Source organism: Streptomyces sp. B93, assembly GCF_018070565.1.
In the GTDB taxonomy this organism is placed as follows: Bacteria; Actinomycetota; Actinomycetes; order Streptomycetales; family Streptomycetaceae; genus Streptomyces.
In genome coordinates this window covers 14,873-39,284 of record NZ_JAGPXL010000001.1, presented here as the reverse complement: position 1 = coordinate 39,284, position 24,412 = coordinate 14,873, and the positions used below count along the sequence as shown (strand labels likewise).

The following is a 24,412-nucleotide window of genomic DNA, read 5'->3' as shown; positions in this document are numbered from 1 at the left end:
CGGAGTCCTCTCCTGAGAAGTGTCTGGGTGTACTGCGGTTGCTACGGACGACGGTCTTCGTCGCGCTCGGCGCGTTCCTGATGACGCTGGCGGCCCGTCAGGCCGCGCACGGAGCGAAGGGGCTGGCGGTCGGAGTCGGCGAATGAGCGGAGGACACCGCCCGGCGCTCCGTCACAGCTTCCCGCCCCGCCCACCGTCCCGCCGCGCGGGCGCGATGAGCGTCGACAGATACGGCAGCACGGCACCCTCCAGATCGGCGGCGGGCCGGATCGACTCCTCCGGCAGCCCCAGCGCCGACCCCCACACGGCACCCTCCAGCCGCCCGCTGTCCCACAGCGCCTCCGCGACCTCGGCGGCATGCCGCCCGAACTTGTAGGCGACGACCGTCCCGGGCCCGCTCAGCGCGTCCTTCAGCACCGCCGCGCCCGCCGTCACCGGCACCAGCGTCAACGGCTCCGTCCCCTCGGTGAGCACGGCACCCGACCGGGCGGCGAGGTCCTGCATGGCGGTGATCCCCGGCACCGTCTCCACGACCAGCCCCGGCACCAGCTCCCCGACGGTCTGCGCGAGATAGGTGAAGGTGGAGTACACGTTCGGATCGCCGATGGTCGCGAAGGCGACGCGGGCGTGCTCCCGCAGCAGCCCCGCCACCCGTTCACCGGCCGCGTCCCACGCCGCCTCCCGCCGTGCCCGGTCGGTCCGCTCGTTCAGCGCGAACACCACCCGCACGACCTTCTCCGCCGGCACGTAGTGGGACACCGTCGCCTCGGCCCGCCCCCGCTCACCCGTGTCCATCACCGGTACGACGACGACGTCCGCGGCACGCAACGCGTTGACGCCCTTGACGGTCACCAGCTCCGGGTCACCGGGCCCCACCCCGACCCCGACCAACGTGCTGTCGCTGCTCATGACGTCCGGCACCTCTCCACGAACCGACGGGCCACACCGGGCGCCGACGCCCAGTGCGTGTGCAGATAACTCGCGTGCACACCGCGCTCCACAAAGCCCTCCACCCGGGGCCGCGCGCCCCGCACACCCCACGCGGGCGCCGCCCCCGCCCCCGGCTCGACGACCGTCCGGTGGAACTCGTGCCCCCGCATCCGGGCCCCCGGCGCGGCCAGCACACTGTCACTGACCGCCACGGCGTCCCGGTACCCGAGCGTGAGCCGCTCCGACATCCGCGCGCCGGCGTCCAGCACCCCGCACATCGGCCGCCCGTCCAGCTCCCGGCACAGATACAGCAGCCCCGCACACTCGGCCGCCACCGGCGCCCCGCTCATGGCCAGCTGCCGCAGGGCCTTGCGCAGCACCTCGTTGGCCGACAGCTCACCGCCGTACACCTCGGGAAAGCCTCCACCGACGACGAGCCCCCGAGTCCCCTCGGGCAACGCCTCGTCCCGCAACGGATCAAAGACGACGACCTCGGCCCCGGCGGCAGCGAGCAGCTCGGCATGCTCGGCATAGGAAAAGGTGAAGGCGGGCCCCCCGGCAACGGCAACGACAGGAGCCGTACCACCCGACCCGGCACTCTCAGCCCGTCCGGCGCTTGAGGACGAGGCCCGTTCAGGGCCGAAAGGGGGGTCCGGGGGCACAGCCCCCGGGGTCGGGAAGGGAAGGGGCGGCGGGGGCGAAGAAGCCAGAGCCGCACCCGGCTCCCACCCCGCACAGGCCAGCGCCCCAGCGCTACGCGCCAACGCGGCCAACGCCTCCAGATCACATCCGCCCGCGACCTGTGCCCCCATCGCCGCGACCGCCCCCACCGCCGCACCCCGCCGCTCGGCCACCGGCACCAACCCCAGGTGCCGGGACGGCGTGGCCACCTGATCCACCCGCCGCAAAACCCCCAGCACCGGCACCCCGACCGACTCCAGCGCCTCCCGCAACAACGCCTCGTGCCGGTCGGACCCCACCTTGTTGAGGATCACGCCCCCGACCCGCACCTCCGGATCCCACGACACGAACCCGTGCACCAGCGCCGCCACCGACCGCGACTGCGCCGACGCGTCCACGACGAGCACCACCGGCGCCCGCAGCAGCTTCGCGACCTGCGCGGTGGACGCCAGTTCACCCTCCCCCGCGGCCCCGTCGTACAGTCCCATCACACCCTCGACGACGGCGATGTCACACCCCCGCGCACCGTGCGCGAACAGCGGGGCGATCAGCTCCGTCCCGCACAGGTACGCGTCGAGGTTGCGCCCCGCCCGCCCGGTGGCCAGCGCGTGGTAGCCGGGATCGATGTAGTCGGGCCCGACCTTGTGCGGCGACACGGCCAGCCCCCGCGCGGCGAACGCGGCCATCAGCCCCGTGGCGACGGTGGTCTTGCCGCTGCCCGACGACGGCGCCGCGACGACCAGCCGAGGGACGGCACACGTCACCACTCGATGCCCCTCTGCCCCTTCTGCCCGACGTCCATCGGGTGCTTCACCTTGGACATGTCGGTCACCAGATCGGCGAAGTCGACCAGCTTCCGCGGTGCGTTCCGCCCGGTGATGACGACGTGCTGGGTCCCGGGCCGCGCCCGCAGCACCTCCACCACCTCGTCGGTGTCGACCCACCCCCAGTGCATCGGGTACGCGAACTCGTCCAGCACGTACAGCCGGTACGTCTCGGCGGCCAGGTCACGCTTGACCTGCTCCCAGCCCTCCCGGGCCTTCTCCTCGTTGTCGAGCTGCGCGTCGCGCTGCACCCAGGACCAGCCCTCGCCCATCTTGTGCCAGGCGACGGAGCCGCCCTCCCCGGAGTCCCCGAGCACGCGCAGCGCCCGCTCCTCGCCGACCTTCCACTTCGCCGACTTGACGAACTGGAACACCCCGATCGGCCACCCCTGGTTCCAGGCCCGCAGCGCGAGCCCGAAGGCGGCGGTGGACTTCCCCTTGCCGACGCCGGTGTGCACGACGACGAGCGGACGGTTACGCCGCTGACGTGTCGTCAGGCCGTCCTCCGGCACGACACTCGGCTGCCCCTGCGGCACTACGCGGCCCTCCTCGACGTCACGTCCTTCACCAACCCGGCGATCGCGTCCGCCCGCAGCTCGTCGAGCGTCACGGCACTGCCGCCCAGCTCACCGGCGAGCCGCCCCGCGAGCCCGAGCCGCACCGGCCCCGACTCGCAGTCCACGACCACCGAGGCGACCTCCTCGGCCGCGAGCAGCCGCGCGGCGCGGGAGGCCAGCGCCACGGGCTCGGGCCCGCCGGTGGCCCGTCCGTCCGTCACCACGACGACCAGCGCGCGCCGCGAGGGGTCCCGCAGCCGCTCCACCCGCAGCACGTCATGCGCCTTGAGGAGCCCGGCCGCCAGCGGCGTACGGCCACCCGTGGGCAGCGACTCCAGCCGGGCCGCCGCCGCGTCGACCGACGACGTCGGCGGCAGCGCGACCTCGGCCGCCGACCCCCGGAACGTCACCAGCCCCACCTTGTCCCGGCGCTGGTACGCGTCCAGCAGCAGCGACAGCACGGCCCCCTTCACCGCACTCATCCGCTGCCGCGCCGCCATCGACCCGGAGGCGTCCACGACGAACAGCACGAGATTGGACTCACGCCCTTCGCGCACCGCCTGCCGGAGGTCGTCCCGGCGCAGCACCAGCCCGGCCCCGCCGCGGCCCCGCGCCCGCTGGTGCGGTGCCGCCGCCCGCACGGTCGCCGCGAGGTGCAGCTTCGACAGCACCCCCTGGGGCCGCCGGGCCCCGATCGTCCGCCCCTGCTCGGTCCGCGCCCGGGACCGCCGCCCGGCGGCACCCGTGCCGATCCCGGGCACGCTCAGCACCTTCGTCCGGAACGGCTCGGCGGCCCGCACGGCGGACTGCTCACCCGCCCCGGCTGCCGAAGTCCGCGACTCGCCCCCGTCCCCGGCCTCAGGGGGCGCGGAGCCGTCACCGTCCTGCGGACCGGGCTGCCCGCCACCGCCGGGCCCACCGGGCCCCGGGTCCGGATCGTCGTCCCCGCCCCCGTCCCCCTCCCCGGAGAACTCCTCCAGCGTCTCGTCGAGCTTGTCCTCGTCGAGGCCCGGCGCGTCGAAGGGATTGCGGCGCCTGCGGTGCGGCAGCGCCAGCAGCGCGGCCTGCCGCACGTCCTCCGCCAGCACCTCCGTGCGCCCGGCCCAGGCCGCCAGCGCGGTGGCCGTCCGCGCCATCACGATGTCGGCCCGCATGCCGTCCACCTCGAAGGCCGCACAGGTCGCCGCGATCTGCCGCAGCGCCCCGTCGCCCAGCCGGACCGACGGCAGCAACTCCCGCGCCGCCCCGATCCGCTGCCGTACGGCGGCCTCCTCGTCCGCCCACCGCGCGGCGAAACCCGCCGGATCGTCGTCGTAGGCGAGCCGCCGCCGTACGACCTCCACCCGCTGCTCCGGCTCCCGTGACGCGGCGACCTCGACGGTCAGCCCGAACCGGTCGAGGAGCTGGGGCCGCAGCTCGCCCTCCTCGGGATTCATGGTCCCGACCAGCAGGAACCGCGCGGCGTGCCGCACGGAGACGCCCTCGCGCTCGACGTACGAGGCACCCATCGCGGCGGCGTCCAGCAGCAGGTCGACGAGGTGGTCGTGGAGGAGGTTGACCTCGTCGACGTAGAGGATGCCCCGGTGCGCGTCGGCGAGGAGGCCCGGCTCGAAGGCCTTCACGCCCTCCGCGAGCGCCCGCTCGATGTCCAGCGCGCCGACGAGCCGGTCCTCGGAGGCGCCGACGGGCAGCTCGACCATCCGCGCGGGCCGTGCGGCACCGTCGCCACGCTCGTGCGGCCCGTCCGGGCAGGAGGGGTCCGGTGCCGTGGGATCACAGGAGAAACGGCAGCCCGGGACGACCGCGACCCCGGGCAGCAGCGCCGAGAGCGCCCGTACGGCCGTGGACTTGGCGGTGCCCTTCTCGCCCCGCACCAGCACACCGCCGACCTGCGGGGAGACCGCGTTCAGCAGGAGCGCCAGGCGCAGGTCGTCCTGACCCACGACGGCCGAGAACGGAAACGGGGTGGTCACTTGTCGTCACCCTCCAGGTCGCCTTCGAGTTCCAGATAGGTGGCCCGCAGCCGCTCCAGCGTCTCCGCGTCCGGCTCCGCCCACAGCCCCCGGTCCGCCGCCTCCAGCAGCCGTTCGGTGATGCCGCGCAGCGCCCACGGGTTGGACCGCTTCATGAAGTCCCGGTTCTCCGGGGCGAAGACGTACTCGGCGCTGAGCTTCTCGTACATCCAGTCGTCGACCACGCCCGCCGTGGCGTCGTAGCCGAAGAGGTAGTCCACGGTCGCCGCCATCTCGAAGGCGCCCTTGTAGCCGTGCCGCCGCATGGCTGCCATCCAGCGCGGGTTGACCACCCGCGCCCGGAACACCCGGTGGGTCTCCTCGCCCAGCGTCCGCGTCCTCACCTGGTCCGGTGTCGCGGAGTCACCGACGTACGCCTCGGGGCTGGCGCCCGTCAGGTGCCGGACCATGGCGACCATGCCGCCGTGGTACTGGAAGTAGTCGTCCGCGTCGACCAGGTCGTGCTCGCGCGTGTCGACGTTCTTCGCCGCCACCGCGATCCGCCGGAACGCCGTCTCCATGTCGCCCCGGGCCGCCCGCCCGTCGAGGCCGCGCCCGTACGCGTAGCCGCCCCACACCGCGTACACCTCGGCGAGGTCCGCGTCCGACCGCCAGTTCCGCGCGTCGATCAGCGGCAGCAGCCCGGCGCCGTACGCCCCGGGCTTGGAGCCGAAGACGCGGGCCGTCGCCCGCCGCCGGTCGCCGTGCCCGGCGGTGTCCTCGTCCACGTGCGCCCGTACGTAGTTGGCGTCGGCGGGCTCGTCCAGCTCCGCCACCGCCCGTACCGCGTCGTCGATCAGCCCCACCACGTGCGGGAACGCGTCCCGGAAGAAGCCGGAGATCCGCACCGTGACGTCGATGCGCGGCCGTCCCAGCTCCGCGAGCGGCACCACCTCGAAGCCGGTCACCCGCCTTGAGGCGTCGTCCCACACCGGACGGCAGCCCAGCAGCGCCAGGATCTCCGCGATGTCGTCGCCCTGGGTGCGCATCGCGGAGGTGCCCCAGACGGTGAGGCCGACCGACTTCGGGTATTCGCCGGTGTCGGTCAGGTACCGCTGCACCAGCGAGTCCGCGAGCGACTGCCCGACCTCCCAGCTCAGCCGGGACGGGATCGCCTTGGGGTCGACGGAGTAGAAGTTGCGGCCCGTCGGCAGGACGTTGACCAGCCCGCGCGTAGGCGAACCGGAGGGCCCGGCCGGGACGTAACCGCCGTCCAGGGCGCGCAGGATGTGCCCGATCTCGTCGCTCGTACGCGCCAGCCGGGGCACGACCTCCGTGCAGGCGAACTCCAGGACCGCCACCGCCTCCGGCAGCTCCGTGCCGATGACCTCACGGACCAGCGCGGGCACCGCCGCGGCGTCCCAGCCGCGCGCCTCCATGCCCTCCGCGGCGCGCCTGCACAGCTGCTCCAGCAGGTCGACCGCGTCGGCGGCGGACCGGGCCGGGCCGTCCACCAGGTCCGTCAGCTCCACCGGCACCTTCACCGGCGCCCCCGGCTCGGCCAGCAGTTCCTTCTCCACCAGCCCGAAGTGCGCCGCCAGCGCCGCCCGCAGCCCGGGCAGCGCGTTCGCCTGCCCGCCCCACACCTGCGAGGCCCGCAGCACCGCCAGGACGAGGTTCACGCGCGGCTCGCCCACCGGGCCGCCGCCGAGGATGTGCAGCCCGTCCCTGATCTGCACGTCCTTGATCTCGCACAGATAGCCGTCGATGTGCATGACGAACTCGTCGAACGCGTCGTCGTCGGGCTGCTCGGCCACATGCAGGTCGTGGTGCAGCTCGGCCGCCTTCACCAGCGTCCAGATCTGCGCCCGCACGGCCGGGGCCTTCGCCGGGTCCAGGTCGGACACCAGCGCGTACTCGTCGAGCAGTTGCTCCAGCTTCGCCAGGTCCCCGTAGGTGTCCGCGCGGGCCATCGGCGGCACCAGGTGGTCGACCACGGTGGCGTGCCCGCGCCGTTTGGCCTGGGTGCCCTCGCCGGGGTCGTTGACGATGAACGGGTAGACCAGCGGGAGGTCGCCGAGGACGGCGTCCGGGGCGCAGCCGCCGCTCAGCCCCAGGCCCTTGCCCGGCAGCCACTCCATCGTCCCGTGCTTGCCCATGTGCACGACCGCGTCCGCGCCGAAGCCGTTCTCCAGCCAGCGGTAGGCCGCCAGGTAGTGGTGCGACGGCGGCATGTCGGGGTCGTGGTAGATGGCGATGGGGTTCTCGCCGAAGCCGCGCGGCGGCTGGATCATCACCACGACGTTCCCGAACCGCAGGGACGCCAGGACGATGTCGTCCCCGTCGACGTACAGCGACCCCGGCGGTTCGCCCCACGCCGTCACCATCGCCTCCCGCAGCCGCGGGTCCAGCTTCTCGAACCACGCCCGGTAGTCCGCCAGCGGCACCCGCGCCGGAGCGGCGGCCAACTGGTCCTCCGTCAGCCACTCCACGTCGTGGCCACCGGCCTCGATCAGCCGGTGGATCAGCTCGTCGCCCTGGTCGGGGTGGCCCTCGACGCGGTACCCGGCGTCCCGCAGGGCGTCCAGCACCCGGACCGCCGAGGCGGGGGTGTCCAGGCCGACCGCGTTGCCGACGCGGGAGTGCTTGGTCGGGTAGGCGGTGAAGACGAGCGCGATCCGCTTCTCGGCGTTCGGCTTGTGCCGCAGCCGGGCGTGCCGCACGGCGATCCCGGCGACCCGCGCGGCCCGCTCCGGGTCGGCGACGTACACCGGGACGTCGTCCGGGCCCTGCTCCTTGAAGGAGAACGGCACGGTGATCAGCCGCCCGTCGAACTCCGGGATCGCCACCTGCATCGCCGCGTCCATGGGGGAGAGCGCGGCGTCCGACTCCTCCCACGCGGCCCGCGACGAGGTCAGGCAGAGCCCTTGCAGCACGGGCACGTCCAGCTCGGCGAGCGCGCCCACGTCCCAGGCCTCCTCGTCGCCGCCCGCGGACGCCTGCGAGGCGTGGGTGCCGCCCGCGGCGAGGACGGTGGCGACGAGCGCGTCGGCCCGGCCCAGCAGCTCGTACAGCCCGGCGTCCGCGTCGCGCAGCGAACCGCAGTACACGGGCAGCGCGTTGGCGCCCTTCGCCTCGATCGCGTCGCAGAGGGTGTCCACGAAGGCGGTGTTGCCGCTGAGTTCATGGGCCCGGTAGAAGAGCACGCCGACGGTCGGACGGCCGTCCGGGAGCGGGCGCTCCCCGTGGACGCCGTACTCCGGCATCTTCCGCGGCTCCTCGAACCCCTCACCGGTCAGCAGCACGGTGTCGGAGAGGAACCGGGCGAGTTCGGTCAGGTTGGCGGGCCCGCCCTCCACCAGGTAGCGCAGCGCCTCCGCGACCACCCCCGCGGGCACCGACGACTCCGCCATCAGCTCGGCGTCGGGCACGGCCTCCCCGCCGAGCAGCACGGTCGGCACCCCGGACGCCTTCAGCGCGGCCAGCCCCTCCTCCCAGGCGCGCTTGCCACCCAGCAGCCGTACGACGGCCAGGTCCGCGCCCTCGATCAGCGCGGGCAGCTCGGCGGCGACGTCCACGCGGGTCGGGTTGCCGATCCGGTAGGGCGCGCCGGAGGCCCGCGCGGCCAGCAGATCGGTGTCGGCGGTCGACAACAACAACACTGTGCTCATGCGGGCGCTCCCGGTGGGATGAAGGGCAGTCCTGGTGGCGCGCCGGACTCGATGAGCCGCCACAGCGCGTCCGTGTCCGCGTGCTGTTCGATCAGGTCGCCGAGCCGGTCGAGCTGTTCCTCGCGCAGCGCGGCGAACGACGTGTCGGGGGCGGGGGTGAAGCGGCGGCCCGCGGCGGCGGCGACCTCGCGCAGGAAGGCCCGCCGGAAGCCGTCCGACTCCAGTGAGCCGTGCCAGTGGGTGCCCCAGGTCTGACCGACCCGGCAGCCGTCGAGGAAGGGATCGCCGCCCTCGACGGAGGCGACCCCGTGGTGGATCTCGTAGCCGTCGACCCGCTGGCCGAGGGCCTCGCCGACGGGCCGGGTGAGAGTCTTCTCGCGGGCGAACCGCACCCGTACGGGGAGGACGCCGAGCCCGTCCACCTGACCCCGGCGGCTCTCCACCTCGTCCTCGATGCGCTCACCGAGGACCTGGAACCCGCCGCAGATCCCGAGCACGGGGCGCCCCTCGCGGGCCCGCCGCACCAGCGCCTCCCCGAGCCCTCGCTCCCGGAGCCACTCCAGCGCCCGGACCGTGCCGCGCGTCCCCGGTACGACGACCAGGTCCGCGTCGGCGAGTTCCTCCGGCCGGTCCACGAACCGCACCACGACGCCGGGTTCGGCGGCCAGCGCGTCGACGTCGGTGAAGTTGGACATCAGCGGCACGGCGCAGACGGCGACGCGCAGCACGTCCTCGCCGACGGGCGGGGCGACGTCCGACTCCCGCACGGCCCCGCGCAGGGAGACCCGGAGTCCGTCCTCCTCGTCGATGCCGAGCCCGTGCCGGTACGGCAGCACCCCGTACGTCCAGCGCCCGGTGAGGCCGTTCAGCATGTCGAGGCCCGGCTCCAGCAGGGACACGTCCCCGCGGAACTTGTTGACGAGGAACCCGGCGACCAGTTCCTGGTCCTCCCGCGACAGCAGTGCCACGGTCCCGAAGAAGGAGGCGAAGACACCGCCCCGGTCGATGTCCCCGACGACCAGCACGGGCAGCCGGGCGCCGCGGGCGACGCCCATGTTGACGATGTCGGTGCGGCGCAGGTTGATCTCGGCGGGACTGCCCGCCCCCTCACAGATCACCGCGTCATACGTGCCCCGCAACTCGGCCAGACAGTCCAGCACGGTCCCGAGGAGCCGCTGCTGCCGCCCGCCGTGGTACCCACGGGCGCTCAGCTCACCGACCGGCTTGCCGAGCAGCACCACCTGACTGGACTGCTCCCCGCCCGGCTTGAGCAGCACCGGGTTCATCAGCGCGGTCGGCTCGACCCGGCAGGCCTGCGCCTGCATGGCCTGCGCCCGCCCGATCTCGGCGCCCTCGCGGGTCACGAACGAGTTCAGCGACATGTTCTGCGCCTTGAACGGCGCCACCTTCACGCCCTGCCGCACCAGCCACCGGCAGATCCCGGCCGTGACGACGCTCTTCCCGGCGTCGGACGTGGTGCCCGCGACGAGAAGCCCCCCACCGGTCATGACGTACGCCCCCTTCTCCTGCCGATCAGCAGCCGCCCGGCGGCACACGCGCCGAGCGCGAGCAGCCCCACGCGGCGCGACAGCCGCACCGCCCGCTCCACGTCCGCCACGGCGACGGACCGCCCGGCGTCCCCGTTGAGGACCGGCCGGTGCTCGACCCGCCCCCCGTACGACAGCGTCCCGCCGAGCCGCACCCCGAGCGCGCCCGCGAACGACGCCTCCACCGGCCCCGCGTTGGGGCTCGGATGCTTCGCCGCGTCCGCACGCCAGGCCCGTACGGCACCGCGCGGATCGTCTCCCGCCAGGGCTGCGAGTACGGCGGTCAGCCGTGCCCCCGGCCATCCCGCGAGGTCGTCGAGGCGGGCGGAGGCCCAGCCGTAGCGGCGGTACCGGGGGGACTTGTGCCCGACCATCGCGTCCAGGGTGTTCACGGCGCGGAAGCCGAGCAGCCCCGGCACCCCGGCGACGGCGCCCCACACCAGGGCGCCCACCACCGCGTCGGAGGTGTTCTCGGCGACGGACTCCACGACCGCGCGGGCGATCCCGTCCGCGTCCAGCGCCTGCGGGTCCCGCCCGCACAGGTGCGGCAGCCGCTCCCGCGCCCCCTCGACGTCCCCGGCCTGAAGCGCACGCCCGATGGCCCGGGCCTCCCGGCCGAGCGAGGCACCGCCGACGACCGCCCAGGTGGCGACGCCGGTCAGCGCGACGGAGGCGGTGGGGGAGGGGCGTACGACCCGGGACGCCACGGCACCCAGGGCGACGGCGCCACCGGCGCACACCGCGGTGTGCAGGGCGCCCCAGCCGCGGTGGTCACGCCACAGCACCCGCTCCACACCGCTCGCGGCACGCCCGAACACGGCCACCGGGTGCCCGCGGCGCGGATCGCCGAGGAGGAGGTCACCCAGGAGGCCGACGGTGGCGCCGTACGCGAAGACGCGACCGGCACGCATCGGGCTCAGCCGACCGTGGGGTCGGACGGATGGGGGGCGCTTGTCGTCCGGGGGCGCAATCGGCAGCCGAGCATCGCGGTATGTCCTCACTCAGGGTGTCCACGCCCTGGTTCGACGAGACCGGCGGTGAGAGTTCCTGGCTCCCGGGGATGTCCTCCCCGGTCACAGTGGCGGGACCGCGCCGGATTCGCACCGGGCTTCCTCTCCTGCCGCCGTACATGGCCCGGGCAGTCCACCATGCCCCCCGAAGGGCCGTCAACTTGCCGTTGACCTGCGAGGCTGGAGTGTGTGGAGGCCCACACCGGGACGCGTGCGGACATGGCTCCGCCCTGCGGGGAGCGCTCGTGGGCGCCCCGCAGGGCGGAGTGCGTCGCGGCCCTAGGCCACGATCAGATAGATCCCGTACGCCACCGCCGCCGCGCAGGCCGCGAAGCAGGCGTACGCGCCGGTCACCGCGACCGCGTCCGAGCCGCCCCGCTGGGAGGCGCGCTCATGACGGGAGAGGCCCGCGATGCCGAGGGTGAACAGGGCCACGAGGGCCACGGTGGCCACGAGGCTGACGCCGAAGACGGAGCCGAGGGCCGCCCAGTCGATCTTCATCTGCTGAGTTCCTTACGTACCTGGATGCGGGCTCAGACCGTGGCCTGCGGTGCCTTGGTGTCCGGGCTGGCCGGTTCCGCCTGGGCGGGGACGGTGGCGACCAGTTCCTCGGCCGCGGCGGCGGTCGGGGGCGGGGTCACGGCGGCGATGGCCGCGGTGACGACCCCGGCCGACTCCTCGGCGCCGGTGACCGGGCCGGTGTCGTCCGTGTCGTTGACGTTGGTGTGGTCGACGACCTCACGGCGGGACATCTTCCAGATGTAGGCGCTGGAGGCGACCAGGAAGACGGCGACCAGCGCGGTGCCCCAGTCCCCGAAGCCGGTCACGTACTCGGCGAGCGCGGCGACCAGCGCGGCGGCCGGGAGGGTCAGGCCCCAGGCGACGAACATCCGGGTGGCGGTGGACCAGCGGACCACACCGCCCTTGCGGCCCAGGCCCGCGCCCATCACCGCACCGGAGACGGAGTGCGTGGTGGAGAGGGAGAAGCCGAGGTGGGAGGAGGCGAGGATGACCGTCGCCGCGCTGGTCTGGGCGGCGAAGCCCTGCTGCGGCTGGAGGTCGGTCAGGCCCTTGCCCATGGTGCGGATGATGCGCCAGCCGCCGAGGTAGGTACCGAGGGCGATGGCGATGCCCGCGGAGAGGATGACCCACATGGGCGGGTCGGAGTCGGGGGCGACGGCGCCTCCGGCGACCAGGGCGAGGGTGATGACACCCATCGTCTTCTGGGCGTCGTTGGTGCCGTGCGCCAGGGAGACCAGGCCCGCGGAGGCGATCTGCCCGGCGCGGTAGCCCTTCTCGGCGGCCTTGCCGTCGGCCTTCCGGCCAAGGCGGTAGGTCAGGCGTGTGGCCAGCATCGCGGCGATGCCCGCGACCAGCGGGGCGGCGATGGCGGGGATCAGCACCTTGGTGACGAGCACGTCACCGTGGACGGCGCCGACACCCGCGGAGGCGATGGTGGCGCCGATCAGACCGCCCATCAGGGCGTGCGAGGAGGAGGACGGCAGTCCGACGAGCCAGGTCGCCAGGTTCCAGAGGATCGCGCCGACCAGGGCGGCGAAGATGACCTCGGGACGAATACCGCTTTCGTCGACCAGCCCCTTGGAGATCGTGTTGGCGACCTCCACGGAGAGAAACGCACCGACAAGGTTGAGCACGGCGGACATGGCCACCGCGACCTTGGGCCTCAGCGCACCGGTCGAGATGGTGGTGGCCATCGCGTTCGCGGTGTCGTGGAAACCGTTCGTGAAATCGAACGCGAGTGCGGTTACCACCACAATCGCGAGGATCAGCGAGATGCCTTCCATTTACCCGGGCAATCGTTCGAGGTCATTGGCTGGATGAACGTAGGTAACCCAGGTGAACGAAAGGTGAACTGAGGAGGGCTTCAGGGTGTCCGTGAGTATGGATTGAGGTATGGACCGAGGAGATCCTGGTCACCCCGCGGCTCGCCGCCCCCCTCGCACGGCTGGCAGGATCACGGCATGGCCGGACCACGACACGATCAGCGAGACGACCGGGGCGCAGCGGACGGCGAGGAGGCGCGGGCCTGGGAGGCGCTCGTGGCCACCGCCCGCCGCACCGTCGCCGACGGCCTCGTCGTCGGCACCTCCGGCAACGTCTCCGTCCGCGTCGGCGACACCGTCCTGGTCACCCCCTCGGGCGTGCCCTACGACCGGCTCACCCCGGACGACCTGACCGGTGTCGACCTCGCCGGACACCAGGTGCGCGGCACCCTGGTCCCGACCAGCGAACTGCCCATGCACCTCGCCGTCTACCGCGCCACCGACGCGCGCGCCGTCGTCCACACCCACGCCGTGCACGCCACCGCCGTCTCCACCCTCGTCCCCGAACTGCCGCCCATCCACTACATGACCGGAGCGCTCGGCGGACCCGTCCGGGTCGCCCCCTACGCCACCTACGGCACCGACGAACTCGCCCAGAACATGCTGCGCGCCCTCACCGGCCGCTCCGGCTGCCTCCTCCAGAACCACGGCACCCTCACCTACGGCGACACCCTCGACCAGGCCTACGACCGCACCGCACAACTGGAGTGGATGTGCCGCCTCTGGCTCACCGCCTCCGCCCTGCCCGGCCGCTCGCCCGCCCTGCTGTCAGCACGGCAGCTGAGGGAGGCCGGAGAGCGGCTGAGGGGGTACGGGCAGCGCGACCCGGCGCCCGGCGACTGACCCCGGCACGCCCCCGCCTCCCTCCCCCCTCGCATCACCCGGCCCCGTCCTCCGGCTGGCCCGTCACCAGGTCCGCCCCGACACTGGAGCCGTGCGCACTGTCAGAGCGACGGCCGCGGCCGTCACCGCCGTGATAGGGGCCGGCGCCGCAGCGGTCGCCGTCGGCCGGTTCGCCAGCGCCGCGGCGCTCAAGGCGCCACCGGGACGGCCCCTGCCCACCGAACTCCGGCTCACCGTGCACGGCACGGCCGCGGGGCAGATCGCCCTCACCCGCGACCTCGCCTCCCTGCGCCCCGGCCGCTACGGCCTCGCCGGGGACGGCTCCCACGCCGTCGTCGGCCCCGTCCTGCGCACCGACTCCCACCCCGCCGACACCGTCGTACGCCGACTGGAACGCGTCACCCACGGCACCCTGGAACCCGGCGACAGGGTCTGGCTCACCCCGACCGTGCACATCGGCAACCCGGGCACCGCCCTCGGCCTCGACCACGCCGACGTCGACATCCCCGGCGAACTCGGTCCCCTGCCCGCCTGGTTCGTGCCCGGTGCCCGCGACACCTGGATGATCATGGTGCACGGCCTCGGCGCCACCCGGGAGCACCCCATGAACGTCATGGGCCTGCTGCACCGCCTCCGCTTCCCCGTGCTCTCCCTTGCCTACCGAGGCGACCTCGGCGCCCCCCGCTCACCGGACGGCCTGCACCACCTCGGCGAGACCGAGTGGCGCGACGTGGACGCCGCCATCCGGTACGCCCTCAGATACGGCGCCCGGCGGGTGGTGCTGCACGGCTGGTCCACCGGCGCCGCCATGGCACTGCACACCGCCACCCACTCCCCGGTACGCGAGAACGTCTCCGGCCTCGTGCTGGACTCCCCGGTGCTCGACTGGGAGGCGACCCTGCGCGCCCTGGCCGCGGCCCACCGCACCCCGGGCGTGCTGCTGCCGCTCGCCGTCCGCGCCGCCCAGGGCCGCGCCGGCCTGCACGGCGACCGCCTCGACAGCACCGCCACACCGGACCGCCTCGACGTCCCCACCCTGATCTTCCACGGCCCCGACGACACCGTGGCCCCCTGGGCCCCCTCCCGGCGCCTCGCCGCCCGCCGTCCCGACCGCGTCGCCCTGCGCACCGTCCGCCAGGCGCCGCACGGCGCCATGTGGAACGCCGATCCCGAGGGCTACGAGGAATCCCTCCGCCGCTTTCTCACCCCCCTGATGTGACCCTCGCCGGGCACCCCCCGTCCACCCGCCCGTCACCATTCCGTTTGCGATCCGTTCAAGGCCGTATCAGTGGCTTGATCACCCCTCCCGACCCCCTGCTGGACCCCGTGCTCTGGCCAGCCCCGTCGCCCGCCGTGACATTCCGTTTGGGTTTTCGGACCGTCAACCGGAAGACTGCCCCCGTGACGTCCCGTATCCCGCGCGACTCCAGGCTTCGACTCGTCCGCCCACGACCCCTGGCCGCCGCCCCCCGAGCCATGGACCAGCGGCGCCCGCGCCGCCCCGCACCGCGCCCGCCGGAGGGCACACCCGCCCCCGCGGAGCTGGCCAAAATGGCTCGCTCCCATCTGGCCGGTGCCGCCCGCGTCGCCCGCTGGGCCGACGCCGCGCTGCGCCCCGGCCGGACCGGCGCCACCGCCGACGGCAAGGCCACCCTCGCCGACGCGACCGCCGAACGGGCGGCCCACGACCTGGGTCTGACACCGGCGCAGGTCCGCGTCGACTGGGACACCGCCCGCCTCGCCGGGCTGGTCGAGGTGCACGGCGACAGCGCCCGCCCCGGCTGGCGGCTGCGCGCCTGGGACCGCGACGACAGCGCCGTACTGCGCGGCTGGGTCGCCCTCTTCGACGCCTGGTCGCTCGCCCGCCCCGAGCCCGAGCAGCAGCCCGCGGCCGTCGCCGAGGTCGTCTCGGCCATGCCCCAGCTCCTCTCCTTCCTCCAGCTGTCCGCCGGGCCCGTCCCCGTCGCCCAGCTCCTCGACCTCCTCGAACAACGCGTCCGCGAACTGCGCACCGAACGCTGCGAGATCCCCTACGGCCCCCAGCCCGAACCCCAGCCGCAGCCCGGGGACGACACCCCGCTCGCCCCGCTCCTGGACTGGGCCCTCGGCGCCCTCGCCGCCGTCGGCGCCCTCACCTACGGCGACGGACAGGCCACGCTCACCCCGCTCGGCAGCTGGGCGGTCTGGGTCAAGCTGGAGCAGATCTGCGTCGCCGCCCAGAGCCCCGCGGGCAACATCGAGGCCTCCGCCGAGGAGATGCTGCGCGGCTGCGCCCAGCTCCGCCCCAACGCCGCCCGCGCCGAGTACCGCGCCTGGCTCGCCGCCCGCCCCGTCGGCGGCGCCGTCACCGAACTCCTCGACGCCGCCCGCGGCGAGGACGCCCTGCTGCGCGGCCTGGCCTTCGAGGCGCTGCGGGTCGTCGGCGCCCCCGCCGAGCCCGAGGTGCGCGGCGTCCTCGACGTACCGACGCTGCGGCCCTACGCCCTGCTGTGGCTCGCGGAGCACGACGGCACCGACCCCGAGGACGCCCACGAGATTCTCACCAGGGAGGAGGCCACCTGGCTGTGGGTCGACACCGCCGCCGCCGTCGCCGACCACGGCGAGGCCCCGCTGCTGGTGCGGCACCTGGAGTCGGCCGTGCAGGCGACCGTCCCGGCGCTCCTGGACGAGGTGCGCGCGGTCGGCCATCCGCGCACCGTGCAGGTCCTGGTGGCGCTCGCCGCCGCCCATCCCGACCCCGCCCTGGCCAAGGCGGTCCGCCGGGCGGCCTTCCAGGTGCACACCGGGGGCAGCTGACCGGCCCGGGCGCGTCCGGGGCCGGGCCTCAGGCCGTCATGCCGAGGCCTCAGGCCGTTATCTCGGGCGCGTAGGTGCCGAAGCTCCAGATGTTGCCCTCGATGTCACGGGCCATGTAGTCCCGCGAGCCGTAGTCCTGGTCCGTCGGGGGCATCAGGATCTCCGCGCCGTGGTCCACGGCCCGTCGGTGGTGCGCGTCGACGTCGTCCACGACGACGTACACCCCCGTCGGGCCCGCGCCCTTCATCGCCTCGTCGAAGCGGCCGCCGCGGCCCTTGGAGCCGAGCATCACCGCGCCGTTGCCCTGCGCCAGCTCGGCGTGCAGCACCGAGCCGTCCTCGCCCTCGTACACGGACAGCTCCGTGAAGCCGAACGCCTCCGTGAGCTGGCGGATCGCCGCCTTCGCGTCGGCGTACAACAACGTGGGGCAGATGCTCGGCCGCCCGCCGCTCGTGCCTGCCATACCGATCACTCCCTCGTCGGTGGTCCCTCGACCCGGGTCGGGTCCGGCCTGTTGCACAGTCTGGCAGCCACCACTGACAACGCCCCCGCGGAGAGCCGAACGGCGGACGCCCCGCCCGCGGCCTGGCCGAAAGCCGAACCCCCGGACGCGGGAAAAAGGGCTTGCGCCGCCCCGTTAGACTGGCCCCATGGCCATTCTCCTCGCGCATTAGCGGCGGGTACGACCTCAGCCGCCCACCCCGCCCCTCCCCATCCGCCCTGGAGTCTGTCCGTGATCTCCGCCTCCGGCATCGAGCTGCGCGCCGGTGCCCGCGTCCTCATCGAGTCCGCCACCTTCCGCGTCGCCAAGGGCGACCGCATCGGCCTGGTCGGCCGCAACGGCGCCGGGAAGACCACCCTCACCAAGTGCCTCGCGGGCGAGGGCATCCCCGCCGCCGGCACCATCACCCGCTCCGGCGAGGTCGGGTACCTCCCGCAGGACCCGCGCACCGGCGACCTCGACATCCTCGCCCGCGACCGCATCCTCTCCGCGCGCGGCCTCGACGTACTGATCCGCAAGATGCGCCAGAACGAGGAGCGCATCGCCACCGGCAAGGGCGCCACCCGCGACAAGGCGATGAAGCAGTACGAGCGCCAGGAGACGGAGTTCCTCACCAAGGGCGGGTACTCCGCCGAGGCCGAGGCCGCCACCATCGCCGCCGCGCTCAACCTTCCCGACCGGGTGCTCGGCCAGCCCCTGCACACGCTCTCCGGCGGACAGCGCCGCCGTATCGAGCTGGCCCGCATCCTGTTCTCGGACGCGGACACCCTGCTGCTGGACGAGCCGACCAACCACCTCGACGCCGACTCGATCGTCTGGCTGCGGGACTACCTCAAGACCTACCGCGGCGGCTTCATCGTGATCAGCCACGACGTCGACCTCGTCGACACGGTGGTCAACAAGGTGTTCTACCTGGACGCCAACCGCGCCCAGATCGACGTCTACAACATGGGCTGGAAGCTCTACCAGCAGCAGCGCGAGGCCGACGAGAAGCGCCGCAAGCGCGAGCGCGCCAACGCCGAGAAGAAGGCCGCCGCCCTGCACTCGCAGGCCGACAAGATGCGCGCCAAGGCCACCAAGACGGTCGCCGCGCAGAACATGGCCCGCCGCGCCGACAAACTGCTCGCCGGTCTGGAGGCGGTCCGGCAGTCCGACAAGGTCGCCAAGCTGCGCTTCCCCGAGCCCGCGCCCTGCGGCAAGACCCCGCTGATGGCGGAGGGCCTGTCGAAGTCGTACGGCTCGCTGGAGATCTTCACCGACGTCGACCTGGCCATCGACAAGGGGTCGCGGGTCGTCATCCTCGGCCTCAACGGCGCGGGCAAGACGACGCTGCTGCGGCTGCTCGCCGGTGTGGAACAGCCCGACACGGGCGCGGTCGTCCCCGGTCACGGCCTCAAGCTCGGCTACTACGCGCAGGAGCACGAGACCCTCGACCAGAACCGCACCGTGCTGGAGAACATGCGCTCGGCCGCCCCGGACATGGACCTGGTCGAGGTCCGCAAGGTGCTCGGCTCGTTCCTGTTCTCCGGCGACGACGTCGACAAGTCCGCCGGGGTGCTCTCCGGAGGCGAGAAGACCCGGCTGGCCCTCGCCACCCTCGTGGTGTCCTCGGCGAACGTCCTCCTCCTCGACGAGCCCACCAACAACCTCGACCCGGCCAGCCGCGAGGAGATCCTCGGCGCGCTGCGCACCTACAAGGGCGCGGTCGTCCTGGTCACCCACGACGAGGGCGCCGTCGAGGCGCTCCAGCCCGAGCGGATCATCCTGCTCCCCGACGGCGTCGAGGACCTGTGGGGCGCGGACTACGCGGATCTGGTCGCCCTCGCCTGATCGGGCCCCGTCCCCCCGCTTGATCGAATGAGTGATCCACAGCGTATGGATCATTCGGCCCATCGGTGATCCACCATCTGTGTGAGATCTCCTCGTACCGGGGTGTGTCCTACATCGATTTCGCGGCCGAGTCCCCTGTCGACGGAGATTCGGCCGCCACACCATGCTGACCTGCGCCTTCGCGGAGAGGTCCGTTCGGCGGGACGCGCCCGACGCTTCGGAATTGGCAATTCCGGTTGTGGGGATGTGCTCCTGTCGTCAAAACCCTCTCGCATGGACCTTGCCGAATGGGTGGCCAGGACGGCGCGGAGGGGTGATCATGAGGAGACCAGAGCGCACTTCCCATGAGGAGGCACGGGTGGCCGAGACTCTGAAGAAGGGCAGCCGGGTGACCGGCGCCGCGCGCGACAAGCTCGCGGCAGACCTGAAGAAGAAGTACGACGCCGGTGCGAGCATCCGGGCGTTGGCCGAGGAGACCGGCCGCTCGTATGGCTTTGTGCACCGCATGCTCAGCGAGTCGGGCGTCACGCTCCGAGGGCGTGGCGGGGCGACGCGGGGCAAGAAGGCCGCCTCGGCCTGACCCCCCGGGCAGCCCACCGTCTTCGATGGTGACCACCCGGTCGGGCAACCGATCGGCCGGGTGGTTACTGTGCAGTCACTTACGACCGCACCCATCGGAGGCGCCCCATGGCTTCGCTCGACTCGGTAATCGATCCGGTACTCGACAAGGACGGCGTACGGCTCACCGTCGACGACGCGATCGCCACGGTGACGCTGACCAACCCGGCCAAGCGCAACGCGCAGAGCCCCGCTCTGTGGCGGGCGCTGACCGAGGCGGGCCGGCTGCTGCCGGGCACCGTCCGCGTGGTCGTGCTGCGCGCCGAGGGCAAGTCCTTCTCGGCCGGTCTCGACCGGCAGGCGTTCACGCCCGAGGGCTTCGACGGCGAGCCGTCGTTCATCGACCTCGCGCGCGGTGGCGACGCCGAGCTGGACGCGACCATCGCCGAGTACCAGGCGGCGTTCACCTGGTGGCGGCGCAGCGACATCGTCTCCATCGCCGCGGTGCAGGGACACGCCATCGGTGCCGGGTTCCAGCTCGCCCTCGCCTGTGACCTGCGCGTCGTCGCCGACGACGTGCAGTTCGCCATGCGCGAGACCAGCCTCGGTCTGGTGCCCGACCTGACGGGGACGTATCCGCTGGTCTCGCTGGTCGGGTACGCGCGGGCGCTGGAGATCTGCGCGACCGGGCGCTTCGTCCAGGCCGAGGAGGCCGAGCGCACCGGGCTCGCCAACCTCGCCGTGCCCGGCGACCAGCTCGACGACGCCGTACGGGATCTGGCGGCGGCGTTGCTCAGCGCCCCGAGGGACGCCGTGATCGAGACGAAGGCGTTGTTGCAGGGGGTGGGGGAGCGGACGTACGAGGAGCAGCGGGTCGCCGAGCGGGCGGCGCAGGGGCGTCGGCTGCGGGATCTCGCGGGGGTCGGCGAGTAGCGCCGCCGGGGGCGTCTCAGATCACGGCGGTTACCAGTACCGCCACCGTGGGGTGGTCGGGCAGCGCCTCGGCTACCTGGGTGCGGACCTCCCGGGTGACGTCCAGGGTGCGGTGGGTCGCCTGCACGGCCAGTTCCAGTTGGACGTGGGGGCGGGGCAGGGTGGCCTCCCGGGTGGTCTCCGTGAGGTGCACCGCAGGTCCCAGGAGGGCCGTCAGCCGGGCCACGCCGGGTACGGCCAGGGCGGTGGCGGCGGCCCGTGCCTGCGTGGGGTCCGTCGATGCGCGGGCCGTCGGCGGTTCCGGCGCGGTCGCCGCCGGGGCCTGCGGTTCCTCGTCGTCACCCAGCAGGCCCATCACCCGCAGGTCGATCTCCGTCACCGTCAGACCGAGCCGTCGCTCCGCCGCCGTCGCCAGTGCCGTACGCAGCCGGGACGCCGAGGCCGGCAGGGGCTCGGCGGCGGTGGCGGCGAAGTCGGCGGTCAGCCGCAGCGGCCCGGGCGGCAGCGCGCTCGGCGGGGGCGGTACGGCGGGGTCGTAGGTCTGCTCCGGGTCGGCCAGGCCGATGCGGACCCGGCCCAGCCGGGTGCCCGGTACCGCCTCCACCGCCCGCGCGAGCGCCGTGCGCGCCGCGTCCTCGGAGAGCCACGCGCCGTCGCGCGGGCCACCCAGCGGGAGGAGCCGTCCGAGGCCGAGTTGCTGCCGTACCGCCTGTGTCCAGTCCGCCGTCATTGCTCCAGCCTGCCGCATTCATGGAGCGAGGTGGGGCAACCTTGCTTACGGTGGTCGAAGGACGACCACCGAAAGGGACGTACGGCGATGACCGATATGGACCGGAATCGAACGCAGACCACCGAGGGCCAGGGGGAGCAGTCGCAGACGTCGACCCGCAAGGCCACCCGGCGCGGTGGCGGGGACCCGGGGACCCGGGGCCGCACCACCATCGCCGACGGCGTCGTGGAGAAGATCGCCGGGATGGCCGCCCGTGACGTAGTCGGCGTGCACGCCATGGGCAGCGGGATCAGCCGCACCTTCGGGGCGGTCCGGGAACGCGTGCCCGGCCAGACCAAGTCGGTGACCCGAGGGGTCAAGGCCGAGGTCGGCGAGGTGCAGACCGCGCTCGACCTGGAGATCGTGATCGACTACGGAGTGTCGATCGCCGATGTCGCCCGCGCCGTGCGCGAGAACGTGATCGCGGCCGTGGAGCGGATGACCGGCCTTGAGGTCGTCGAGGTCAACATCGCGGTGAGCGACGTCAAGCTCCCCGACGAAGAGGAAGAGGAGCCGGAGCCCCGGATCCAGTGACCCGTACAACTGAATGCTGAGGAGCGCACCATGAGCATGGCCGTGGTCGGCATGATCGCCGGGATGGCGTTGGGCTTTGCCGGCTACTTCGGCGGGTTCGGCGCCTTCCTGCTGGTGGCGGCCCTGGGCGCCGTGGGGTTCATCGTCGGCCGGTTCCTGGAGAGCGACATGGACCTCGGTGACCTCTTCCGTCCGCGCGACGACCGGCGGCGGTGACGCCGGTGGACGCCACGGCGGAAGAGGCGCGCGGTGAGACCCGCGACCCCCTGGCCGCCGTTCCACCGGGGGAGCGCGGCGCCACCCGGATCGCCGACCGGGTGGTGGCCAAGATCGCCGGGCAGGCGGCGCGCGAGGCGCTCGGCGCCCTGCCGCCGGACGCCTCCCGCCCGCACGCCACCGTGGTCGTACACCACCAGGTCGCGCGCGTCCGGGTCCACCTGGAACTCGACTATCCGGGTGACATCGGCGCCCGCTGCGGGGCGGTGCGCCGCCATGTGGCCGAGCGGGTGGGCACGTTGGTGGGAATGGACGTACCGGAGGTCGCCGTCCAGGTGGAGCGGCTCCATGTGCTCCCGGCGCACGGCGTGGCACAGGGGAGGACCCGATGAGCGAGCCCCAGGGTTCCGACGGCGGCACACAGCGGCTGCCGGTCATCGAGAAGCCGCGGGCCGACGCGGGCGGCGCCGACCAGCCGGTGCCACCGGCGAAGGACGACGGGGGTGACCGCGGACGCCGCTTCTGGTCGGCGCGGCGCGTCCCCGCGGCCGTCGTCGCCGTGCTGGTGCTGGGCGTCGTCGGTCTCTTCCTCTACGACATCGCCGCCGTGCGCGCCGATCAGCCGGGCATGCGCTGGCGCCGTGAACTCGCCGACCAGCTCGCGCGTCGTCAGCTCGACGACATCTGGGTGCTGGTCGGCGCCGGGGTCGCCGCGGCCCTCGGACTGTGGCTGCTGGTGCTGGCGGCGACGCCGGGCGTGCGTGCCGTGCTGCCGATGCGGCGCACGCACCCCGATGTGCGCGCCGGTCTGCACCGCGACGCCGCCGCCACCGTGCTGCGGGACCGGGCCGTCGAGGTGGCCGGTGTGCAGTCGGTGCGGGTGCGGATGCGCCGCCGCAAGGCCGACGTCCGCGCGGTCTCGCACTTCCGGGAACTGGACGACGTACACACCGATCTGGACACCGTGCTCGCCGACGCGATGGAGGAGCTGGGCCTGGCCCGGCCGCCGGCACTGTCGGTGCGGGTGCGGCGGCCCGGCCGGAAGGGGTGACAGCGGTGCTCAGGACCGTCAACCGGGTGCTGATCGGGCTCGTGGGCCTGGTCCTCGTGGTGCTCGGCGGTGCCGTGCTCGCCGTCGGTCTCGGTCTTCAGCCGCCGGCCTGGTGGCTGCACCAGGGGCCCGACGACGTACTGCTCGGCGATGCCGAGCGGACCCGCTGGCGGGACGAGGGCTGGTGGTGGCCGGTCGTCATCGCCGCGCTCGCCGTCGTCGTCCTGCTCGCCCTGTGGTGGCTGACCGCCGTACTGCGCCGCCGTCGGCTCGGCGAGGTGCTCGTCGACACCGGCGACGGCGAGGGCGCCCTGCTGCGCGGCCGGGCCATGGAGGACGCCTTCGCCACCGAGGCCGCCGCGCTGGACGGCGTCGCCCGCGCCCGGGTCCACCTCACCGGCCGCCGCACCGCGCCCGCCGCCCGGGTGCGCCTCAACGTGGAGCCCCATGTCGCCCCCGCGACCGCCCTGCACCACCTCACCGACCGGGCCCTCACCCACGCCCGTGGCTCGGCGGGCCTGGCGTCCCTGCCGACGGAGGTACGGCTGCGCGGGGTGCGGCACCGGCCGGGGAGGGTGAGCTGACGGGCGGCCGGGAGGCGCTGCCTCAGAAGCCGTGCCGCGCGCCGCCGTCGATCGGCAGCATCACACCCGTCAGGTACGACGCCGCGGGCGACAGCACGAACGCCGCCGTACGGCCGAACTCCTCCGGCGTCCCGTAGCGGCGCATCGGGATACGGGACTCGGCCGCCGCCCGGGTCGCCTCGGGGTCGGCGGACAGGGAGTCCAGTTCCCGCACCCGGTCCGTGTCGAAGCGGCCCGGCAGCAGCCCGACGACGCGGATGCCGCGCGGCCCCAGCTCCACCGAGAGGGACTTGGCGAGCCCGGCCAGCCCGGGACGCAGCCCGTTGGAGATGGTCAGCCCGGGGATCGGCTCGTACACCGAGCCCGACAGCACGAAGCCGATGACCCCGCCCGCCTCCAGCTCCGCCGCCGCTGCCCGGGCCAGCCGGGCGGCGCCCAGGAACACCGACTCGAACGCCGACCGCCATTGTTCGTCGGTGTTGTCGGCGATGAAGCCGGGCGGCGGGCCGCCGACGCTGACGAGGATGCCGTCGAAGCCGCCGAACCGCTCCCGGGCCACCGCGACCAGCCGAGCGGGCGCCTCCGGGTCGCTGTTGTCCACCGCCACCCCGACCGCGTCGGGGCCCAGTCCGGCCGCAGCCTCGGCGGCCCGCTGCTCGTCCCGCCCGGTGACGACCACCTTCGCGCCGTCGGCGATCAGGGCACGCGCGGTGGCGTTGCCCAGTCCGCGGGTGGCGCCGGTGACGACGTACACCCGGTCCTTCAGTCCAAGATCCATGG

General features: G+C 73.7%; 23 protein-coding genes and 1 riboswitch. Of the genes, 11 read left to right on the top strand and 12 right to left on the bottom strand.

Features of this window, described 5'->3' with window-relative positions:
* Nucleotides 1-171: 171 nt before the first annotated feature.
* From cobI to KBY47_RS00145, 9 genes are all read right to left on the bottom strand, one after another.
* On the bottom strand, nt 172-921 hold the full coding sequence (gene cobI, locus KBY47_RS00185; protein WP_210918745.1) for a precorrin-2 C(20)-methyltransferase: 750 nt from the start codon (nt 919-921) through the stop codon (nt 172-174).
* Nucleotides 906-2,375 carry a cobyrinate a,c-diamide synthase gene (locus KBY47_RS00180; RefSeq protein ID WP_374103044.1) on the bottom strand — a complete coding sequence of 490 codons (1,470 nt, stop codon included), beginning with the start codon at nt 2,373-2,375 and terminating at the stop codon, nt 906-908. Before KBY47_RS00180 ends, cobI begins: the two co-directional genes overlap by 16 nt.
* Nucleotides 2,372-2,971 (bottom strand): cob(I)yrinic acid a,c-diamide adenosyltransferase, encoded by a 600-nt coding sequence (gene cobO, locus KBY47_RS00175; protein WP_210918743.1) that lies wholly within the window; start codon nt 2,969-2,971, stop codon nt 2,372-2,374. The genes KBY47_RS00180 and cobO overlap by 4 nt, the downstream gene beginning before the upstream one ends.
* Nucleotides 2,971-4,965 (bottom strand): putative cobaltochelatase, encoded by a 1,995-nt coding sequence (locus KBY47_RS00170; protein ID WP_210918742.1) that lies wholly within the window; start codon nt 4,963-4,965, stop codon nt 2,971-2,973. Before KBY47_RS00170 ends, cobO begins: the two co-directional genes overlap by 1 nt.
* Nucleotides 4,962-8,615 (bottom strand): cobaltochelatase subunit CobN, encoded by a 3,654-nt coding sequence (gene cobN, locus KBY47_RS00165; protein WP_210918741.1) that lies wholly within the window; start codon nt 8,613-8,615, stop codon nt 4,962-4,964. Before cobN ends, KBY47_RS00170 begins: the two co-directional genes overlap by 4 nt.
* Nucleotides 8,612-10,123, bottom strand: a complete 1,512-nt coding sequence (locus KBY47_RS00160) for a cobyric acid synthase (protein ID WP_210918740.1) — start codon at nt 10,121-10,123, stop codon at nt 8,612-8,614. Before KBY47_RS00160 ends, cobN begins: the two co-directional genes overlap by 4 nt.
* Nucleotides 10,120-11,073, bottom strand: coding sequence for a cobalamin biosynthesis protein (locus KBY47_RS00155; RefSeq protein WP_210918739.1), 954 nt, complete (start codon nt 11,071-11,073; stop codon nt 10,120-10,122). Before KBY47_RS00155 ends, KBY47_RS00160 begins: the two co-directional genes overlap by 4 nt.
* A gap of 130 nt (nt 11,074-11,203) precedes the next feature.
* Nucleotides 11,204-11,278: riboswitch (cobalamin riboswitch) on the bottom strand.
* Nucleotides 11,279-11,451: 173 nt separating this feature from the next.
* The gene (locus KBY47_RS00150; protein ID WP_210918738.1) at nt 11,452-11,673 is read right to left on the bottom strand and encodes a hypothetical protein; all 222 of its coding nucleotides are present in this window, start codon (nt 11,671-11,673) and stop codon (nt 11,452-11,454) included.
* A 32-nt stretch (nt 11,674-11,705) separates the two neighbouring features.
* Nucleotides 11,706-12,977, bottom strand: a complete 1,272-nt coding sequence (locus KBY47_RS00145; RefSeq protein WP_210918737.1) for an inorganic phosphate transporter — start codon at nt 12,975-12,977, stop codon at nt 11,706-11,708.
* Between the two features lie 177 nt (nt 12,978-13,154).
* Between KBY47_RS00145 and KBY47_RS00140 the strand changes: the two genes are divergently transcribed.
* The 3 genes from KBY47_RS00140 to KBY47_RS00130 all read left to right on the top strand — a co-directional run bounded on the left by KBY47_RS00140 (nt 13,155) and on the right by KBY47_RS00130 (nt 16,655).
* Complete coding sequence (locus KBY47_RS00140) at nt 13,155-13,859, top strand: class II aldolase/adducin family protein (protein ID WP_210918736.1); 705 nt, start codon at nt 13,155-13,157, stop codon at nt 13,857-13,859.
* Between the two features lie 91 nt (nt 13,860-13,950).
* Complete coding sequence (locus tag KBY47_RS00135; protein WP_210918735.1) at nt 13,951-15,078, top strand: alpha/beta hydrolase; 1,128 nt, start codon at nt 13,951-13,953, stop codon at nt 15,076-15,078.
* Nucleotides 15,079-15,260: 182 nt separating this feature from the next.
* On the top strand, nt 15,261-16,655 hold the full coding sequence (locus KBY47_RS00130; protein WP_210918734.1) for a hypothetical protein: 1,395 nt from the start codon (nt 15,261-15,263) through the stop codon (nt 16,653-16,655).
* Nucleotides 16,656-16,704: 49 nt separating this feature from the next.
* Here KBY47_RS00130 and KBY47_RS00125 read toward each other — a convergent pair whose 3' ends face one another.
* On the bottom strand, nt 16,705-17,118 hold the full coding sequence (locus KBY47_RS00125) for a VOC family protein (protein ID WP_210918733.1): 414 nt from the start codon (nt 17,116-17,118) through the stop codon (nt 16,705-16,707).
* 270 nt (nt 17,119-17,388) lie between these two features.
* Between KBY47_RS00125 and KBY47_RS00120 the strand changes: the two genes are divergently transcribed.
* The 3 genes from KBY47_RS00120 (at nt 17,389) to KBY47_RS00110 (ending at nt 20,478) form a co-directional block, all read left to right on the top strand.
* Nucleotides 17,389-18,987, top strand: a complete 1,599-nt coding sequence (locus KBY47_RS00120) for an ABC-F family ATP-binding cassette domain-containing protein (RefSeq protein WP_210918732.1) — start codon at nt 17,389-17,391, stop codon at nt 18,985-18,987.
* A 358-nt stretch (nt 18,988-19,345) separates the two neighbouring features.
* Nucleotides 19,346-19,567, top strand: a complete 222-nt coding sequence (locus tag KBY47_RS00115; protein WP_018567695.1) for a helix-turn-helix domain-containing protein — start codon at nt 19,346-19,348, stop codon at nt 19,565-19,567.
* A 107-nt stretch (nt 19,568-19,674) separates the two neighbouring features.
* On the top strand, nt 19,675-20,478 hold the full coding sequence (locus tag KBY47_RS00110) for an enoyl-CoA hydratase/isomerase family protein (RefSeq protein WP_210918731.1): 804 nt from the start codon (nt 19,675-19,677) through the stop codon (nt 20,476-20,478).
* A 16-nt stretch (nt 20,479-20,494) separates the two neighbouring features.
* Here the strand turns inward: KBY47_RS00110 and KBY47_RS00105 are convergent, their stop codons facing one another.
* Nucleotides 20,495-21,208, bottom strand: coding sequence for a nucleopolyhedrovirus P10 family protein (locus tag KBY47_RS00105; RefSeq protein ID WP_210918730.1), 714 nt, complete (start codon nt 21,206-21,208; stop codon nt 20,495-20,497).
* Nucleotides 21,209-21,295: 87 nt separating this feature from the next.
* Between KBY47_RS00105 and KBY47_RS00100 the strand changes: the two genes are divergently transcribed.
* From KBY47_RS00100 to amaP, 5 genes are read left to right on the top strand one after another with little or no spacing between them, the layout of a single operon-like run.
* A complete protein-coding gene (locus KBY47_RS00100) occupies nt 21,296-21,781 on the top strand; it encodes an Asp23/Gls24 family envelope stress response protein (protein WP_210918729.1) in 486 nt (161 codons plus the stop codon).
* 30 nt (nt 21,782-21,811) lie between these two features.
* Nucleotides 21,812-21,997, top strand: a complete 186-nt coding sequence (locus KBY47_RS00095) for a hypothetical protein (RefSeq protein ID WP_210918728.1) — start codon at nt 21,812-21,814, stop codon at nt 21,995-21,997.
* Between the two features lie 5 nt (nt 21,998-22,002).
* Nucleotides 22,003-22,389: an Asp23/Gls24 family envelope stress response protein gene (locus tag KBY47_RS00090; RefSeq protein ID WP_210918727.1), complete on the top strand. Its 387-nt coding sequence runs from the start codon at nt 22,003-22,005 to the stop codon at nt 22,387-22,389.
* On the top strand, nt 22,386-23,048 hold the full coding sequence (locus KBY47_RS00085) for a DUF6286 domain-containing protein (protein ID WP_210918726.1): 663 nt from the start codon (nt 22,386-22,388) through the stop codon (nt 23,046-23,048). The genes KBY47_RS00090 and KBY47_RS00085 overlap by 4 nt, the downstream gene beginning before the upstream one ends.
* Nucleotides 23,045-23,632: an alkaline shock response membrane anchor protein AmaP gene (gene amaP, locus KBY47_RS00080; protein ID WP_210918725.1), complete on the top strand. Its 588-nt coding sequence runs from the start codon at nt 23,045-23,047 to the stop codon at nt 23,630-23,632. The genes KBY47_RS00085 and amaP overlap by 4 nt, the downstream gene beginning before the upstream one ends.
* Nucleotides 23,633-23,654: 22 nt before the next feature.
* Here amaP and KBY47_RS00075 read toward each other — a convergent pair whose 3' ends face one another.
* Nucleotides 23,655-24,410, bottom strand: coding sequence for an SDR family oxidoreductase (locus KBY47_RS00075; RefSeq protein WP_210918724.1), 756 nt, complete (start codon nt 24,408-24,410; stop codon nt 23,655-23,657).
* Between the last annotated feature and the right edge of the window lie 2 nt (nt 24,411-24,412).

What these genes read in the sequence shown, in the direction of transcription:
- KBY47_RS00095 (WP_210918728.1), top strand. Translation starts at nt 21,812, where the DNA reads ATGAGCATGGCCGTGGTCGGCATGATCGCCGGGATGGCGTTGGGCTTT.
- KBY47_RS00100 (WP_210918729.1), top strand. Translation starts at nt 21,296, where the DNA reads ATGACCGATATGGACCGGAATCGAACGCAGACCACCGAGGGCCAGGGG.
- KBY47_RS00125 (WP_210918733.1), bottom strand. Translation starts at nt 17,118, where the DNA reads ATGGCAGGCACGAGCGGCGGGCGGCCGAGCATCTGCCCCACGTTGTTG.
- KBY47_RS00160 (WP_210918740.1), bottom strand. Translation starts at nt 10,123, where the DNA reads ATGACCGGTGGGGGGCTTCTCGTCGCGGGCACCACGTCCGACGCCGGG.
- KBY47_RS00140 (WP_210918736.1), top strand. Translation starts at nt 13,155, where the DNA reads ATGGCCGGACCACGACACGATCAGCGAGACGACCGGGGCGCAGCGGAC.
- KBY47_RS00085 (WP_210918726.1), top strand. Translation starts at nt 22,386, where the DNA reads ATGAGCGAGCCCCAGGGTTCCGACGGCGGCACACAGCGGCTGCCGGTC.
- KBY47_RS00150 (WP_210918738.1), bottom strand. Translation starts at nt 11,673, where the DNA reads ATGAAGATCGACTGGGCGGCCCTCGGCTCCGTCTTCGGCGTCAGCCTC.
- KBY47_RS00110 (WP_210918731.1), top strand. Translation starts at nt 19,675, where the DNA reads ATGGCTTCGCTCGACTCGGTAATCGATCCGGTACTCGACAAGGACGGC.
- cobN (WP_210918741.1), bottom strand. Translation starts at nt 8,615, where the DNA reads ATGAGCACAGTGTTGTTGTTGTCGACCGCCGACACCGATCTGCTGGCC.
- KBY47_RS00075 (WP_210918724.1), bottom strand. Translation starts at nt 24,410, where the DNA reads ATGGATCTTGGACTGAAGGACCGGGTGTACGTCGTCACCGGCGCCACC.
- KBY47_RS00155 (WP_210918739.1), bottom strand. Translation starts at nt 11,073, where the DNA reads ATGCGTGCCGGTCGCGTCTTCGCGTACGGCGCCACCGTCGGCCTCCTG.
- KBY47_RS00145 (WP_210918737.1), bottom strand. Translation starts at nt 12,977, where the DNA reads ATGGAAGGCATCTCGCTGATCCTCGCGATTGTGGTGGTAACCGCACTC.
- KBY47_RS00105 (WP_210918730.1), bottom strand. Translation starts at nt 21,208, where the DNA reads ATGACGGCGGACTGGACACAGGCGGTACGGCAGCAACTCGGCCTCGGA.